At 49.2% G+C, this 14,763-nt stretch carries 12 protein-coding genes and 1 tRNA gene; 8 read left to right on the top strand and 5 right to left on the bottom strand.

The genetic code is table 11. The features are described 5' to 3' along the window. Positions 1–131 precede the first annotated feature (131 nt). The 3 genes from ACG1BZ_RS17005 to ACG1BZ_RS16995 all read right to left on the bottom strand — a co-directional run bounded on the left by ACG1BZ_RS17005 (position 132) and on the right by ACG1BZ_RS16995 (position 2,230). Positions 132–860, bottom strand: coding sequence for a hypothetical protein (locus tag ACG1BZ_RS17005; protein ID WP_413662862.1), 729 nt, complete (start codon positions 858–860; stop codon positions 132–134). A 102-nt stretch (positions 861–962) separates the two neighbouring features. Continuing rightward, a complete protein-coding gene (locus ACG1BZ_RS17000; protein WP_413662861.1) occupies positions 963–1,811 on the bottom strand; it encodes a zinc-dependent peptidase in 849 nt (282 codons plus the stop codon). Next, positions 1,808–2,230, bottom strand: coding sequence for a DUF4440 domain-containing protein (locus ACG1BZ_RS16995; RefSeq protein ID WP_413662860.1), 423 nt, complete (start codon positions 2,228–2,230; stop codon positions 1,808–1,810). The genes ACG1BZ_RS17000 and ACG1BZ_RS16995 overlap by 4 nt, the downstream gene beginning before the upstream one ends. A gap of 184 nt (positions 2,231–2,414) precedes the next feature. Here ACG1BZ_RS16995 and ACG1BZ_RS16990 point away from each other — a divergent pair, with 184 nt between their 5' ends. Beyond that, the gene (locus ACG1BZ_RS16990; RefSeq protein WP_413662859.1) at positions 2,415–3,173 is read left to right on the top strand and encodes a substrate-binding periplasmic protein; all 759 of its coding nucleotides are present in this window, start codon (positions 2,415–2,417) and stop codon (positions 3,171–3,173) included. A 179-nt stretch (positions 3,174–3,352) separates the two neighbouring features. Here ACG1BZ_RS16990 and ACG1BZ_RS16985 read toward each other — a convergent pair whose 3' ends face one another. Continuing rightward, the gene (locus ACG1BZ_RS16985; RefSeq protein ID WP_413662858.1) at positions 3,353–4,255 is read right to left on the bottom strand and encodes a LysR family transcriptional regulator; all 903 of its coding nucleotides are present in this window, start codon (positions 4,253–4,255) and stop codon (positions 3,353–3,355) included. Positions 4,256–4,407: 152 nt separating this feature from the next. On the opposite strand from ACG1BZ_RS16985, the gene ACG1BZ_RS16980 reads away from it, so the two are divergent. The 4 genes from ACG1BZ_RS16980 (at position 4,408) to ACG1BZ_RS16965 (ending at position 7,845) form a co-directional block, all read left to right on the top strand. Then, complete coding sequence (locus ACG1BZ_RS16980; RefSeq protein ID WP_413662857.1) at positions 4,408–5,385, top strand: DUF1852 domain-containing protein; 978 nt, start codon at positions 4,408–4,410, stop codon at positions 5,383–5,385. 28 nt (positions 5,386–5,413) lie between these two features. Beyond that, complete coding sequence (locus ACG1BZ_RS16975; protein ID WP_413662856.1) at positions 5,414–6,442, top strand: methionine synthase; 1,029 nt, start codon at positions 5,414–5,416, stop codon at positions 6,440–6,442. 25 nt (positions 6,443–6,467) lie between these two features. Then, entirely contained in the window at positions 6,468–6,980 is a 513-nt protein-coding gene (locus ACG1BZ_RS16970) for a flavin reductase family protein (protein ID WP_413662855.1), read from the top strand. 82 nt (positions 6,981–7,062) lie between these two features. Further along, positions 7,063–7,845, top strand: a complete 783-nt coding sequence (locus ACG1BZ_RS16965) for a sulfite exporter TauE/SafE family protein (protein WP_413662854.1) — start codon at positions 7,063–7,065, stop codon at positions 7,843–7,845. A 445-nt stretch (positions 7,846–8,290) separates the two neighbouring features. Here the strand turns inward: ACG1BZ_RS16965 and ACG1BZ_RS16960 are convergent. Further along, a tRNA-Arg gene (locus ACG1BZ_RS16960) sits at positions 8,291–8,367 on the bottom strand. 366 nt (positions 8,368–8,733) lie between these two features. Between ACG1BZ_RS16960 and ftsH the strand changes: the two genes are divergently transcribed. The 3 genes from ftsH to ACG1BZ_RS16945 all read left to right on the top strand — a co-directional run bounded on the left by ftsH (position 8,734) and on the right by ACG1BZ_RS16945 (position 14,756). Further along, positions 8,734–10,707 (top strand): ATP-dependent zinc metalloprotease FtsH, encoded by a 1,974-nt coding sequence (ftsH, locus tag ACG1BZ_RS16955; RefSeq protein ID WP_413662853.1) that lies wholly within the window; start codon positions 8,734–8,736, stop codon positions 10,705–10,707. A 588-nt stretch (positions 10,708–11,295) separates the two neighbouring features. Continuing rightward, on the top strand, positions 11,296–13,575 hold the full coding sequence (locus ACG1BZ_RS16950) for a TonB-dependent receptor (RefSeq protein WP_413662852.1): 2,280 nt from the start codon (positions 11,296–11,298) through the stop codon (positions 13,573–13,575). A gap of 203 nt (positions 13,576–13,778) precedes the next feature. Then, a complete protein-coding gene (locus ACG1BZ_RS16945; RefSeq protein ID WP_413662851.1) occupies positions 13,779–14,756 on the top strand; it encodes an NAD(P)H-quinone oxidoreductase in 978 nt (325 codons plus the stop codon). Positions 14,757–14,763 lie beyond the last annotated feature (7 nt).

Genomic DNA, 14,763 nt, shown 5'->3' with positions numbered 1-14,763 from the left:
ATATTTCGTAATAGGGGAAGTTCTTTCGGCTTGAGAGAATAAAAGTAGTTTTTACTAGGTCAATCAAGAATTTTAGGTATATCTTTGGCGGTTAAGTAATGCCGATAAGTTAGAGAATTTGAGTTATCGTACTAATTGCGAATGTTGCTTGTTTCAAATGCTCGCCAAAACTCCCGTTCATAGGCTTGGATTAACCGCACGCGAATGGCAATATCATTTTCTCGAACACCTGAAGCTAGTCCTCTTGCAATTATATCGATAGCCTGTTCCCTAAACCCTTCTGGAAGTTGGCTAAAAGTCATTAAGAAACTGAGCTGTTCATTGGTAAAGCGTTTATTTTGTTTGAGAGCTTTTGCAACGCGCTCAGCATTTTTGCCAAAACTCTGAAAGTTGATTAACAGGGCAGCGGCAATTTCGGCGGGTGTAGCGTAGTTGGCTAGCCAGGTAGTATAGGCTGGATAGGCTTGGGCACCTGCGAGTGGTTGGTATTGGGCGATCTGCTCGGGTGAGATACCCAATGCTTGAATCAGGTTAGGTAACAGGGTATTAGCTTGAATTTCTGCTGTCGTAATTCGAGTAAAAAATGCTCTCGTACTATGTCCCGGTAAGCCACCAAAACGATGCAGAGATAGTGCATTACTTCTCAAGTCCGATAAGTTAATAAGGCGTTGCTCCATTGCAAAAGCCTGTAACTTAGCGTCCGGTAGAGTATTTTTTTCCAGCTGTAGAACAAAGACAGGAGTAGGGCCCTTGAGATACAGTTTTTCAAGGCGCTCTATCAGAGCCTTTGCATCCTGTTGGTTTGTGGCGATATCTGCTGTGGCCGGTTGAGTCATGGCCAAAAGAACAACCAGTCCCACAAGAGCGAATCTTAAACAATGCGTATTGGCCACTATTCCAACTCCGCTGGTGCACGAAATAAGCATAGCAGGAGGACAGAAACCGAACTGGTAGCGTATTTGTCAGGCCACGGTACTTTTTCCGCGTATTAGTTCGGCGGGATCAATTCTATAGAAATGACTTAACTCCTTATAGAGCTCCGGGTGTAAGGCGTGCATAGCCGTTGGGATCGTATAGAAACTTTCTGTTGCTACAGCAAAGAATTCAGCGGGAGACTGGGCGCCGTATAAATCGAGCACGGAGGGCGTATCACCAGGAAACTCACCGAATTCGGCCCTTTGTCTCAGGCGGTGGAATTCCCGGCTCATAACCTCAGCCCAGGTGGCTCCTTCATCACTGCTTTCAAATAGAGGGCGACCATCAAAGTAACCATCCTCTTCATCGACTTTGTGGGCGAACTCGTGCAGGGCGACATTGTGGCCCCGTTCAGGCGATTGTAAATCTTTCTCCAGGTCACCCCAGGAGAGGACTACGGGTCCACGATAATGTGCCTCCCCTTCACGGGCACTGTGCCTGGCTGTTTCTATATAGCCTTCCCGACGGGTTTCGTGAGCGACATAGGTGTCCGGGTAGAGCAATAGGCTGTAAAGGTTGGGGTAGCATTCATTCTTGCGGCCCAATAGGAGTAGGCAGGCATGGGCAGCGATGGCCACCTTCATGCGTTCATTGACTTGAAGCCCCTCGCAACCGACAAACTCTTTGCCGTGGAGAAATAGGGCGATATTACTGCATAACTCTTGCTGCTGATTGGAGTTAAGGTAGTGATAGAGAGGAAGATTTTCTCTAATGAGTTGTAGCTGTTCCCGTGTTAAGGGTTGTGAGCGGAGGTAAAAAATGCGCCACTGTCGGTAGAAGTGGGGAACCAGCCATATCGCCAGGGCTAGCAGGATAATTGCGATAAAAGCACTCACAGCTTAAACGCCGGTTGTTTGCGTGAGATATTATCTTCCAGCTTAAATTCTTGGCAGGGAGTCCCCTGGTGAAATTTCATTTGCCACTGCCCTTTACTTCTAACCCAAATAGATGATCGCTTACAAAACCCCTTGTACTCCCCTTGCTGGCCTCGCCGTGCAGATTTATACAACAGCATAATGACTGTGTCAGAGAGAGGAATGCATTCATAGTTTTGGCTGTGAATTTCCCAGCCCGTATTTTCCTCCTGTTGCATTGATCGCACTATTGCCTTGAAATCAAAGGTCCGCCCGGATTTCCCTACCTCTATAAAATTAGGGCTTAGCAGCTTGCTAATGACTTCAGGGTCTTTGCGTATCTCGAATTGATGCAGCTTTGTTTCATTCTCAATCAGAATATCGGCAATCTCATGTATCACTGTTTTACCCGGTATGCCCCAGTTGCGACAAATTACTATTTGCCTGGTTTTAGAATGGGGAGTTTACTGCCGAATTCAAGGTTTCGGATGGATAGAGTTATGCGGAAGCGAAGCTTGATAAATGGGGGATGTCTGCCAACACTTAGAGCGTCTGAGTGATTTTCCTGTCACTGTGGAGAAGCTTATGCGTTCGCTATTGGCCCTTCTTGTCTTGATGTTTGGAGTCTGTACCCAGGTGCTGGCCCAGTCCGGTGAAACTCCGTTAAAAGTGGCGATCGCCGGGGATGCACCACCCTATGTGATTGACGGTGCGACCAGTGGTTTGGAAATAGATATCGTTCGGCAAGCTCTCCCTGGCTATAAGTTGGAGTTCGTACAGATGGGGTTTGCGGAGACGGCCCCGGCACTTGAGCAGGGTATGGTTCAGGCAGCGGTGAATGTACTCAAGAAGAATGATGGCCTATTTTACTCGAACAATATGATCAGCTTTGCCAACTACGCCATTGCTAAAGCCAGTGCAGAAATGAAGATTGGCAGTGTTGCAGATCTCGCGGGCAAGAAAGTGATCACTTGGCAGGGAGCTCCTATGGATCTTGGGCCCGAATTTGAAAAAATGTTTGGGCCCAATGGCACCCAGAAACAGAATGTTATGCAGGCGCCAACAGCTCGTGACTTGGTTGCCCAATTCTGGAAAATGCCAGATGCGGTCGCCGTGGTGGATATGGAGCTATTTAAGTACTACAGCAATAAAATGGGTCATACCATGGCTCAGGTTGACCTATTCCAGATATTCCCGATGATGACAGACTTTCGAGTCGGTTTCCGCGATGAAAAAGTGAGAGATGACTTTAATCGCGGACTGGCAGAGCTGTGCAGCAGTGGCCGCTACAAAGCCCTATTGCAGAAATACGATGTGGTGCAAAAGCAGGATATTTGTAAGTAGATAGCCTGAAACTGCGGAACAATTAATCGAGAAAGAAGGGGCCTGGATCTTGTGATTTAGGCCTTTCTTGTTTGGTGTAGTGGGGCGGGGTCGGACCTACTGCATCTAGTTCGTTGTCGGCAAATAGAAACTTGCTGCTTAATGAATTCTTGCGGGGCTATCGATAAATCTTATCGGTCTTAGGTCCCAGTTTCTGAGTGCTCATAACCTCTGGCCAGTTTGATAAAAGCACTCAGGTATTCAACTTCGCTGTCGTCTTCACGAGTTCCTAAGAAAATCTGTTTGGCAATACCTTGTCGCCCGAGGCGCACCACCGATAGTGCCAGCTTGGTAGAGTACTCCTCTGCAAGCCAGCGCGGCAGGGCCGCGACCCCTCGGCCGCTGGCCACCATCTGTAGCATGATATCGGTAGTTTCACTGGTCTTGTGGCGCAGTGGCACCACGCCCGCAGGGTTGAGAAACTGGGTATAGATATCCAGTCGGTCCGGTGGCACGGGGTAAGTTAACAACACCTGATCCCGCAGGTCTTCTGCTGTCAGGTACTTTCGCTTTGCCATCGGGTGATCTCGAGGGACTACCAGCACCTGCTCGTAGTCAAATACGGGATCGAAGCGCAGTCCGGCTTTATAGAAAGGGTCAGGGGTAACTAGCAGGTCGATCTCGTAACCCAGTAAAGCGCCGAGACCCCCAAACTGGAATTTCTGCTTAACATCCACATCCACGTCCGGCCAATCTTCCAGAAATGGCGACACTACTTTCAGTAACCACTGATAGCAGGGATGGCATTCCATACCGATACGCAGGGTACCGCGCTCACCTTGAGCCATTTGCTTTAGCTTGCTCTCAGCGTGTTCCAGTTGTGGCAGGACTCGATTGGCCAATCCAAGCAGATACTCACCGGTCTGGGTCAAGCGCAAGCTGCGGCCCTCACGCAACCAGATAGGGGCCCCGAGGTTCTGTTCCAGCTTGCGTACCGTGTGACTCAGCGCCGACTGGGTTAGGCAAAGGTGCTTGGCTGCAGCGGTTAGCGAACCGTGATGGTCTACGGCCTGGATTATTGTTAAGTGCGCGCGCTCTAGCATAGCTTTACCCGGGTAAACCATGAGTAAAATTAATGGATGGTTGAAAATATACCATTTTTGTTCATTTATAAAGAGGCTTATCCTGCCTGGCAATGTCAATCACCAAGCCACGAACTCAGTTTTTGTCTTAGGAATTAGGATACCAGGCCGCAATGAATAAAGAGTTTGCATTCAGCATCAAGAACTTACGCTTTGATGAAAACTATCGTCCAGCGGATAGCACGCGGATCACCACCAATTTTGCGAACTTGGCGAGAGGGGAGAGCCGTCGGGACAATTTGCTCAATACCTTGAGAATGATTGATCGTCGTTTCAATGCCCTGGCGCATTGGGACAACCCTAGTGCAGATCGTTACTCCGTAGAGCTGGATATTATTTCCGTTGATATTGATATTGAAGGCAACGGAGAAGCCTTTCCTACCATTGAAGTATTGAAGACGAATATTGTTGATCATAAAAACAATCAACGGATTGAGGGCATAGTAGGAAACAACTTTTCTTCATATGTGCGGGATTATGATTTCAGCGTGTTGTTGTTGGAGCATAACAAGAAGCAAGACAAGTTTAGCCTTCCTGAAGGTTATGGTGATCTTCACGGGAAAATTTTTCAATCGTTCCTGAATTCAAGTGCCTACAAGGATAACTTCAGCAAGCCCCCTGTTATTTGTCTGAGTGTATCGAGCAGTAAGACTTATCATCGAACTGAAAATCAGCACCCCGTGCTGGGTGTTGAGTATCGGCAGGACGAATACTCTTTAACTGATGAGTATTTCGAGAAAATGGGTTTGCAGGTTCGCTATTTTATGCCGCCGGATAGTGTTGCCCCTTTGGCTTTTTACTTCCAAGGTGATTTGCTTGGTGATTATACGAATCTTGAGCTTATAGGCACTATCAGCACGATGGAAACCTTTCAAAAGATATATCGACCTGAAATATATAATGCAAACTCTGTAGCGGGGACCTGCTATCAGCCCAGCTTGAAGCACCAGGATTATTCACTGACTAAAATAATTTATGACCGGGAAGAGCGTAGCCAGCTGGCTATAAAGCAAGGAAAGTTTACTGAAGAACAATTTATCAAGCCATACAGAAGTATCCTTGATCAGTGGGCCGCTAATTACGCGCTTTAATTAACAAATATAGATAAGATTATTTTTCATGAATCGCCTATTGCCAACTTCAAGCGCTGGAAGCTTGCCTAAACCATCCTGGCTCGCAGAGTCCGAAAAACTTTGGTCCCCCTGGAAATTACAGGGCGATCAATTACAAGAGGGTAAGCAGGATGCCTTGCGCCTGACATTACAAGAGCAACAACAAGCCGGTATCGATATCGTTAGTGACGGGGAGCAGACCCGCCAACATTTTGTAACTACATTTATTGAGCACCTCAACGGCGTTGACTTCGAGAAGCGGGAAACCGTTAAAATCCGCAATCGCTATGATGCGAGCGTGCCGACAGTTGTTGGCGAAGTATCTAGGCAACAACCAGTATTTGTTCAAGATGCCAAGTTTTTACGCCAGCAAACCAGTCAAGCTATCAAGTGGGCATTACCTGGCCCCATGACAATGATTGATACTCTCTACGATAGCCACTACAAAAGCCGCGAAAAGCTCGCTTGGGAATTTGCCAAAATCCTCAATCGGGAAGCACGTGAGCTAGAGGCTGCTGGTGTTGATATTATTCAATTTGATGAGCCTGCATTTAATGTGTTTTTTGATGAGGTAAATGACTGGGGGATTGCCACTTTAGAAAAAGCCATTGAGGGGTTGAAATGCCAAACTGCCGTACATATTTGCTATGGCTATGGTATCAAAGCCAATACAGACTGGAAGAAAACTCTGGGTTCAGAGTGGAGGCAATATGAAGAAGCATTTCCAAAACTGCAAAAATCCAATATCGATCTGATTTCGCTTGAATGCCACAACTCCCATGTTCCAATGGATCTCCTTGAGCTTATTCGTGGTAAAAAAGTGATGGTGGGCGCTATTGATGTGGCAAGCAACACGATTGAAGCACCGGAGGAAGTCGCCGATACCTTGCGAAAAGCACTCAAGTATGTGGATGCTAAGGATCTCTATCCCTGTACGAACTGTGGTATGGCGCCTCTATCCCGTAAGGTTGCGAACGGTAAGCTCAATGCGTTAAGTGCAGGTGCAGAAATTGTTCGAAGAGAGCTCTCGGTTTAGCTGTCTACAATATTTAGGTGCTCCCATGTCACTTTCCAGTACAGCCATAGAACCGTTGCGCTTTCGCGAGGCACTGGGGCATTACGCTTCCGGTATTACCGTGATCGCATCGCGCCGTGAGGATGAGCCGATAGGCTTTACCTGCCAGTCGTTTTATAGCGTATCGACGAGCCCGCCATTAGTGTCATTCAGCGTTATGTCGAGTTCGTACAGCTACCCCAAAATTCGCCAGGCAGGCCGATTTTCAGTCAATATCCTGTCGGATGATCAGGTCAAGATTTCCAACCAGTTTGCTCGTCAAGGCGCGGACAAATGGAGCGAAGTTGAATGGCAGGAATCGCCGCTGGGGAATCCCATTATCGCCGGCAGCCTACACTGGCTTGACTGTGAAATTCATGCTGAACACGCTGCGGGAGATCACCTGATTGTGATTGGTGAGGTGAAGGCGTTAAACCTACAAAAAGCTGCTGCAAGGCAGCCACTGCTGTATTTCAAAGGTCAATATCGCAACCTTACTGCGGTGCCCCCAGCCGGGTAATACATGTGAGCAACGGGTTGCGGGCATGCGGCCCCATCGCCTGCCTCCAGAAGAAACCCGCATTAATTAATTCGAGGAATTTATGGAATTTCTACTCTATCTGCTGCTAGGAGCTGTGGCTGGGGTGCTGGCCGGTTTGTTTGGCGTTGGTGGTGGCATCATCATCGTACCCGTGCTGGTATTTAGTTTTACTGCCCAGGGTATCGATCCGCATGTGCTGACCCACCTGGCTGTGGGCACTTCGCTAGCGACTATTGTGTTTACTTCGATTAACTCGGTTCTGGAGCATCAGCGCAAAGGCGCGGTGCTATGGCCGACGTTTGCCTGGATGAGCCTGGGTATTCTTCTCGGTGCAAGTCTCGGCTCCTTTACTGCGGCAGCTATCCAGGGGCCGATGCTACAAAAGATTATTGGTGTATTTGCTATCACCATTGCCATTCAAATGGCACTGGAGCTTAAGCCCAAGGCCAGTCGCGCTGTTCCCGGCAAGCTGGGGCTGACAGCGGCCGGCGGGGTAACAGGCTGGGCCTCTGCCATCTTTGGCATCGGCGGTGGCACACTAACTGTTCCCTTTCTGACTTGGCGCAGCGTGCCGATGCAGCAAGCAGTGGCAACTTCCTCAGCCTGTGGTTTGCCGATTGCTGCTGTCGGCGCTCTGAGTTTTATGGTTATTGGTTGGCAGCAACCTGAACTGCCGCAGTGGAGTTTTGGTTTTATCTACCTGCCAGCCATGGTCGGTATCGCCATCACCAGCATGTTCTTCGCCCGTTTTGGGGCGCGTCTGACTCACAAGTTATCTCCGCAATTGCTAAAGCGGTTGTTTGCCCTGCTGTTGCTCTGCGTGGGTGGGAGTTTTCTACTCTGAGGCATCAGTGAATTGCAGTCTATCGATTGTTATCTCGGTATAGGCGCAGCTGCAAAAGTGGAAGGGGGCTTCAATCCTTTTCCAGGTGCGATCGGGCCCAAGTGAAGAGTATTAACTCCTAACTTTCTTTTGTGTGTCGAAATCTCTAGTCGAGCACAGGACCCTAGCGAGATGAAAATGGATTAGCGTATCTGGAGGTTGCACAGTTGGTGCAATTGCTCCCGCTGACTGATGTGCGTATATCTATCCGCTGTATGGAACGAATGAAAGAGATTGTTTCTAACCCTGCTGGGTCATTCAAGCTGTTTGTGATTGCTTAAAGTGAATAGGGATTGCTGGGGTGGGCGAGGCCGCGAAGAGTAAATTGTGTAAAGAGCAGTTTGGCATTAGCTGCTCTACAACAAAAAAGGGCTTACGTCGTGAGACGTAAGCCCTTTTCTTTGTATGGCGCGCTCGGGAGGATTCGAACCTCCGACCGCCTGGTTCGTAGCCAGGTACTCTATCCAGCTGAGCTACGAGCGCGTCGTTATGGGTGCGAACTATAGAGAGTTGATTCGTTGCCGTCAACCTCTTTTTGGAAAAAATCCTTAAAAATCCGCAACTTATCGAGTTTCTGGGCCCCTCTGGGAGCGGTCGACCAGTCTCGACAGGGCGCGAATTCTGCCGTGCCTTCCCTCAATTTGCAAGCCTTACTTTGAAAAATACTGCCTTGAGTGCCGGGTGCGCCAGTTATCCGGGGGCGAGGCATTAAATTCCTCGGTGTGATTGGCGGCGAACTATACTCATTACTCTACCGGGATTCCGATGATTCGCACCTTTTCCATTGCCCATTGCCAGGTCCGGCCTATCTTCCGGCGGCAGGCTTCTCCAGAGATATAGTGAGAATATATGGCGGACGAGCAGGACCAAGAGCGAAAGCTGCCGCAGGGGGAGTCTCCTTCACCGCCATCGGGAAAGCCGGTTCCGCAAGGGCCGCTGAATTGGCTTCAGTACTTCCTGTGGATTTTCCTTTTAATACTGACTGTACAGTACTGCACTAACGGACAGCTTTCTGGCAAGCGGACTGAGTTAGCTTACAGTGACTTTAAGAAAGAGGTCGCCGAAGGCAAAGTTGCCAGCGTGGTTATCGAGGGGGATAGAGTAAGCGGCACTTTTAAGCCGGAGGCGGGCAAGCTGTCGGAGTCAAACACTGGCGAGAAAGAAAAAAAGGCTCCACAGCCTGAGCACTTCACAACCATTCTACCTTCCGTTCAAGACCCCGAACTGCTGCCCCTGCTGGAAAAGGAGAAAGTGGAAATCCAGGCAGAGTCCCCGGGAGGGGGCTTTATGCAGCGGATGTTGATTCTGCTTCTGCCCTGGATGCTGATTATTGGGCTCCTGGTTTGGATGGGGCGGCGAATGCAGGAAAAGATGGCCAGTGGGGCTCCCGGCAGTCCCTTCGGTTTTGCTCGATCACCAGCAAAGCGGTTTGAGCGCAGTGAGTCCCAAGTGACTTTCGATGATGTGGCCGGGTTGGCAAATGCGAAGAAGGACCTGCAAGAAGTGGCGGGGTACCTCAAGAACCCGGAGCACTATCGCAAGCTCGGAGCGAAGATCCCCCGGGGCATTTTGCTAATGGGGCCTCCCGGTACGGGCAAAACCCTGATGGCGAAAGCGCTGGCCGGTGAGAGTGAAGCGCCATTTTTCAGTATTAGTGGCTCTGAATTTATTGAGATGTTTGTAGGGGTGGGCGCTTCCCGTGTGCGGGATATGTTTGCCGAAGCCAAGAAAGATGCTCCTTCAATTATCTTTATCGATGAGATTGACTCCGTCGGCCGGGCGCGGGGAACGGGTGTTGGTGGTGGACACGATGAGCGGGAGCAGACGCTCAATCAGATCCTTGGGGAAATGGACGGCTTTGACCCCCAGGAGGCGGTGGTGGTGGTTGCGGCGACCAACAGGCCCGATGTTCTCGATGCGGCGCTGCTAAGACCGGGGCGCTTTGACCGAAAAATTACTCTGGACCTTCCAGACAAGGCCGCACGCAAGGAAATTCTTGAGATTCATTCCCGCGATGTCCCATTGCACGGCAAGGTGGATCTAGAGCGGCTCGCGGCTCTTACTGCAGGTTTTGCCGGCGCGGATCTGGAAAACCTGATTAATGAGGCTGCACTGTTGGCGGGGCGAGAAGATAAGTCCGCAGTGGATATGGATTGTTTGTTGAGGGCGAGGGATAAAGTGGTTCTCGGTGGCGAGCGCGAAATGGTTATCAGTGAGGAGGACAAGCGGATTATCGCCTATCACGAAGCGGGACACGCGTTGGTAGCAACGCTATTGCCCAATGCAGATCCTTTGGAGAAGGCAACTATTATCCCCAGGGGGCACAGTCTCGGCGCTACCGAGCAGATTCCCACGGAAGAACATCACAGTATGCAGGTCAGTTATCTCCGCGATCGTATCGGCGTAATGCTTGGGGGGAGGGTTGCTGAGCGGGTGGTGTTCAAGGAGGTGAGCACTGGTGCTGAGGCAGATTTAAAGCAGGCGACGCGACTGGCCCGTCACATGGTGACGCATTGGGGGATGAGTGAAAAATTAGGCCCCGTTGCTTTCCGCCGGGGAGAGGAGCATATATTCCTGGGGCGCGAGATGGCCCAGCAGAAGGACTTCAGCGAACACACCTCAGAGATTATTGATGACGAAATTATTGCTTTGATCAGCGGTATTGAGATGAAAGTAGATCAGTTGCTGACAAAAAATCGCAAGAAATTGGATGCATTGGCTGGGGCTCTTTTGGAAAAAGAAACCCTCGATGCAGCGGAAATAAATGAAATACTTTCCCATGTGGCTGCGGGTGGTGATGACACATCTATTGCGCCGAAATAGCTCCTGGCTTTAATGGAAATTTATTTTTCAGGCGGACCCATTGGTCAAATTTAATGTATTTGAATGTACCAGGTTAATTGAGTTTATTAGTTTTGAATTGCCGGTAACCTGAAATATCGAAGGGCACTTTCAGGCTAATCTAAAAGAGCTGAGAGCGCATCAATTTAAAATAGACAAAAAGTTTTGTGTTTTTTGGGTGGTTTAGATACATATTGTCATTGGCTTTTTTGAAAATAATCAATTTTCTAAGTAAAAGGGCAACTTAAGGTATCGCCCTTAAACAGTGCATAATTTTATTTTTTCCATTCCCTTTAATTTTTTTCTTCAAGTTGAAAGAACTTTCCAGACTAATTGAGTTATTTTTACAGACATTTACGTTAAATAGACTTCCACACACGGTTGTGAGCCTGTAACCTGTCCATGTCACAGATTCACTACGAAATCTGTGCCTCTTTATCAGCGCGGTCTTGAATCGGAGCTTCACTTAGTCGGAGCCTCTTTATAGAGGTAGAGCGGTGGAGCCAGGCAGTACCGATTGCGATAAGTCCGTTGTTGTACATAAAAAAAATAAAACAATGGAGAGAAAACATGGGAAGTCCGTCAAAACCCAAGCAGCACTCTGCTCTGCTTTCCGCCTGTTCCGTAGCAACTCTTTGGTTAGCCAGTGGTATTAGCCCCAGTTATGCCGCAGAGGGAGCAGTCGGCACCCTTATGGAAGAAGTGCAGGTAACAGCCCGTAAGCGTGCAGACGCAGAATTACTTCAGGATGTTCCGGTAGCGGCAACCGCCTATTCCGGTGACCAACTGGAGGCTCTGCAAACTAGGGATTTACAAAGCCTTTCTTTCAAAATGCCCAACGTCCAGCTGGAGGATGTGGGTACCGTAAAAAATACGGCAAACTTCACTGTGCGCGGTCTTGGAGTGAATAGCTCTATTCCATCAATTGATCCCACAGTAGGGGTCTTTGTCGATGGTATGTACCTCGGTGTGAATGCGGGTGTTGTTACCGATGTGTTTGACCTGGAGGGTATCGAAGTTCTCCGTGGTCCGCAGGGCCTGCTCTTTGGTCGTAATGTTACCGGTGGTGCTGTCGTAGTTAAAACAGCGCGCCCAACTGATGAATTCTCTGCTCGCGTCAAGGTGTCCACAACGGATAATCTGGATGTGGTGACTGCGGGTTCAATTAATGGTGCCATCTCTGACGATGTTAACGGCCGTCTGACCGTTTACTACAACGATGACCGTGGCTGGTTCGAAAATGTTGCCACCGGCAATGATAATGCCGGTGCCTCTGACAGCTGGTTTATTCGCCCAAGCTTTAGTGTTCAACTCAATGAAACGGCAGAACTGCTTGTGCGGATGGAGCACGGCCGCATGGATTCCGATGGGGTGGTTGCGCAAAATCGGGGTTATGCAAGTTATGAGATACCACTAGGAGATGGGAGCTATCAGTTCCCCAGCGCAACCCAGATTGCTGAGGCATACGGTATTCCTGATTGGGACAATAGTGAAGATTCTTTTGAAGTAGCCCAGGACGAAGAGGGTTATCAAAAAGACGAGTGGTCCCAGATCATTACTGAGTTCAATAAAGACGTTGAATTCGGTGATGGCACCATCACAAATATCCTGGCTTGGCGTGAATATGAGGCGCGGGGTTTGGGGGATATTGATTCCCTGCCTTTTGTCGGTTTCCATGCGGACTCAAGCGTAGATCAGAGCCAGTTGAGTAACGAGTTGCGCTATGCCGGCCGTTTCGGTCGCACGGCCATCACTGCCGGTGTCTATTGGTTCTCTCAGGATGTGACCTACCTGGAAAATCGTTTGCTGGCCGATGGTGAGGGCGGCATTATCGATTGGACCGGTGGTGGTGTGCAGGATCACAGCACTTATGGATTATTTACCCAGGCTGATATCGACCTGAACGAGGCCTGGGTGTTGACCCTGGGTGGACGCTACTCGAGTGAGGAAAAAGACGCAAAGATTGCCTCTATCCCGCTGAACTACTGCACCCTAAGTGGTTGCTCTAACTACGATCTTGATGATAGTGAAAGTTGGAGTGCGTTCACTCCCAAACTGGGCCTGCAGTGGACGGTTTCCGATGAAACTCAGCTCTACACTTTCTGGACCAAAGGCTTCCGCAGTGGTGGCTACAACTTCCGCAATACAAGTTGGAACTTCAAGCCCGAGGCAACAGATCAGGAAGAGCAGAGCAGCTTCGAAATTGGTGCCAAGGTAGACTGGCTTGATGGCCGACTGCGCACCAATATGGCGGTGTTCCACAATAGTATTGACAATATGCAGCGGGAGGAGAATTTCTCCTCCCCTGAGGCTGGGGTGGTACAGGTTATCCGCAACACCGCAGATGCGACAATTCGTGGTGCTGAATTGGAGACCATGGCTGCGCTCAGTGAAAACCTGCTGCTTACCTTCAACGTGGGCTATGTAGATGGCGATTACGATAAGGTACTCGGTGACCTGAATGGTGACGGCTTTGTGGATGATGAAGACCTGGGTCTTGAGATCCCACGCCTGGCGCCATGGACTTATGGTATAGGGTTAGTGCACGATTTTTCTCTAGGTTCCTACGGAACAATCACCTCCCGCATTAACTACAATCATCGCGATGAAGCACCTTATACGGATGATAACAAGGGTATGCTGTCTGAAGTAGAAATGGTGGACTTTAGTATCGGTTATACTGCGGATAGCGGCCAATATACAGTTTCTGTATTCGGTAAAAATATGCTTGATGAAGTTACTGAGGGTAATGATACGCAGCTACCAGTTAACCTTGGTGGTATCGGTGCCAGCTTTACCCCGCTAAATAAAGGTCGTGTTATGGGGGTTGAGTTTATTTACGAACTCTAATCTCGGCTGAGAATTTGCTGCTTAGAGAAAGTTATTTTTAAGCCAGCAGACTTCGAAACGGCCAGTTCCTTTTCACAATTAAAAGTTGTGATGGAGCTGGCCGTTTTTTTTGGGTTGCGTGTTGAATAAAAACTGCTTGATGATTTTTGATACTCTTGTTTTGTTAGCGTGGCAATAAAAGTGAACCTATAAAGGGGAAAAATATGCGGTTTATTGATCTGCCTACATTTGGTGGGCCTGAAGTCATGCAATTGCAGGAGATGGATAAGCCTGCTCCAGGTGCAGACGAAGTCCTTATCCGTGTAGCCGCAGCTGGGGTTAATCGCCCTGATATTGTGCAGCGCCAAGGGCATTATCCGGCACCTCCTGGAGCATCGCCGGTATTGGGATTGGAAGTGGCTGGTGAGGTTGTTGAAGTCGGGGAAAAAGTTGTGCGCTGGCAGGTGGGGGATAAAGTTTGTGCCCTGACCAATGGTGGAGGCTACGCAGAGTTTGCAGTAGCTCCAGAGGGACAATGCCTCCCGGTCCCCGCAGGCCTTAGTCTTATTGAGGCAGCTGCATTGCCGGAAACTTTTTTCACCGTATGGACTAATGTATTTGACCGCGCCGGTTTAAAACCGGGCGAGGTGATTTTAATCCATGGTGGTTCCTCTGGCATTGGTACCACGGCGATCCAGCTGGCCCATCAATTGGGAGCCCGGGTTTTCACTACTGCGGGAACAGAAGATAAATGCGCAGCCTGTGTGGCGTTGGGAGCGGAGAAGGCGATTAACTATCGGGATGAAGATTTTGTCTCCGTTGTGCGCGAGATGACTGATGATCACGGAGCTGATGTTATCTTGGATATGGTGGGCGGTAGCTATATCAATAGCAATATTCGTGTGGCCGCTAACGACGGCAGAATCGTGAATATTGCCTACCTGGCTGGCGCTAAAGTAGAAGTAAATATGATGCCGGTGATGTTGAAACGACTTACATTGACCGGCTCAACTTTGAGGGCACGCTCGCCAGAAGTTAAAGCCGGTATTGCGAAGTCGCTGGAAGAAAAGGTTTGGCCGCTAATTGAAGCGGGTAAAGTGCGGCCGCAACTAGCCGCTGAGTTTCCTCTGCATCAGGCGGTTGAGGCCCATAAATTACTGGAGTCCGGTACTATCACCGGGAAAATCGTTTTAACCTTGTAAGGACTTG

The organism is Microbulbifer sp. CNSA002, from assembly GCF_047324085.1.
Classification (GTDB): domain Bacteria; phylum Pseudomonadota; class Gammaproteobacteria; order Pseudomonadales; family Cellvibrionaceae; genus Microbulbifer.
Note: the sequence above shows the minus strand (reverse complement) of the source record. Positions and strands in the feature narration are given on the sequence as shown.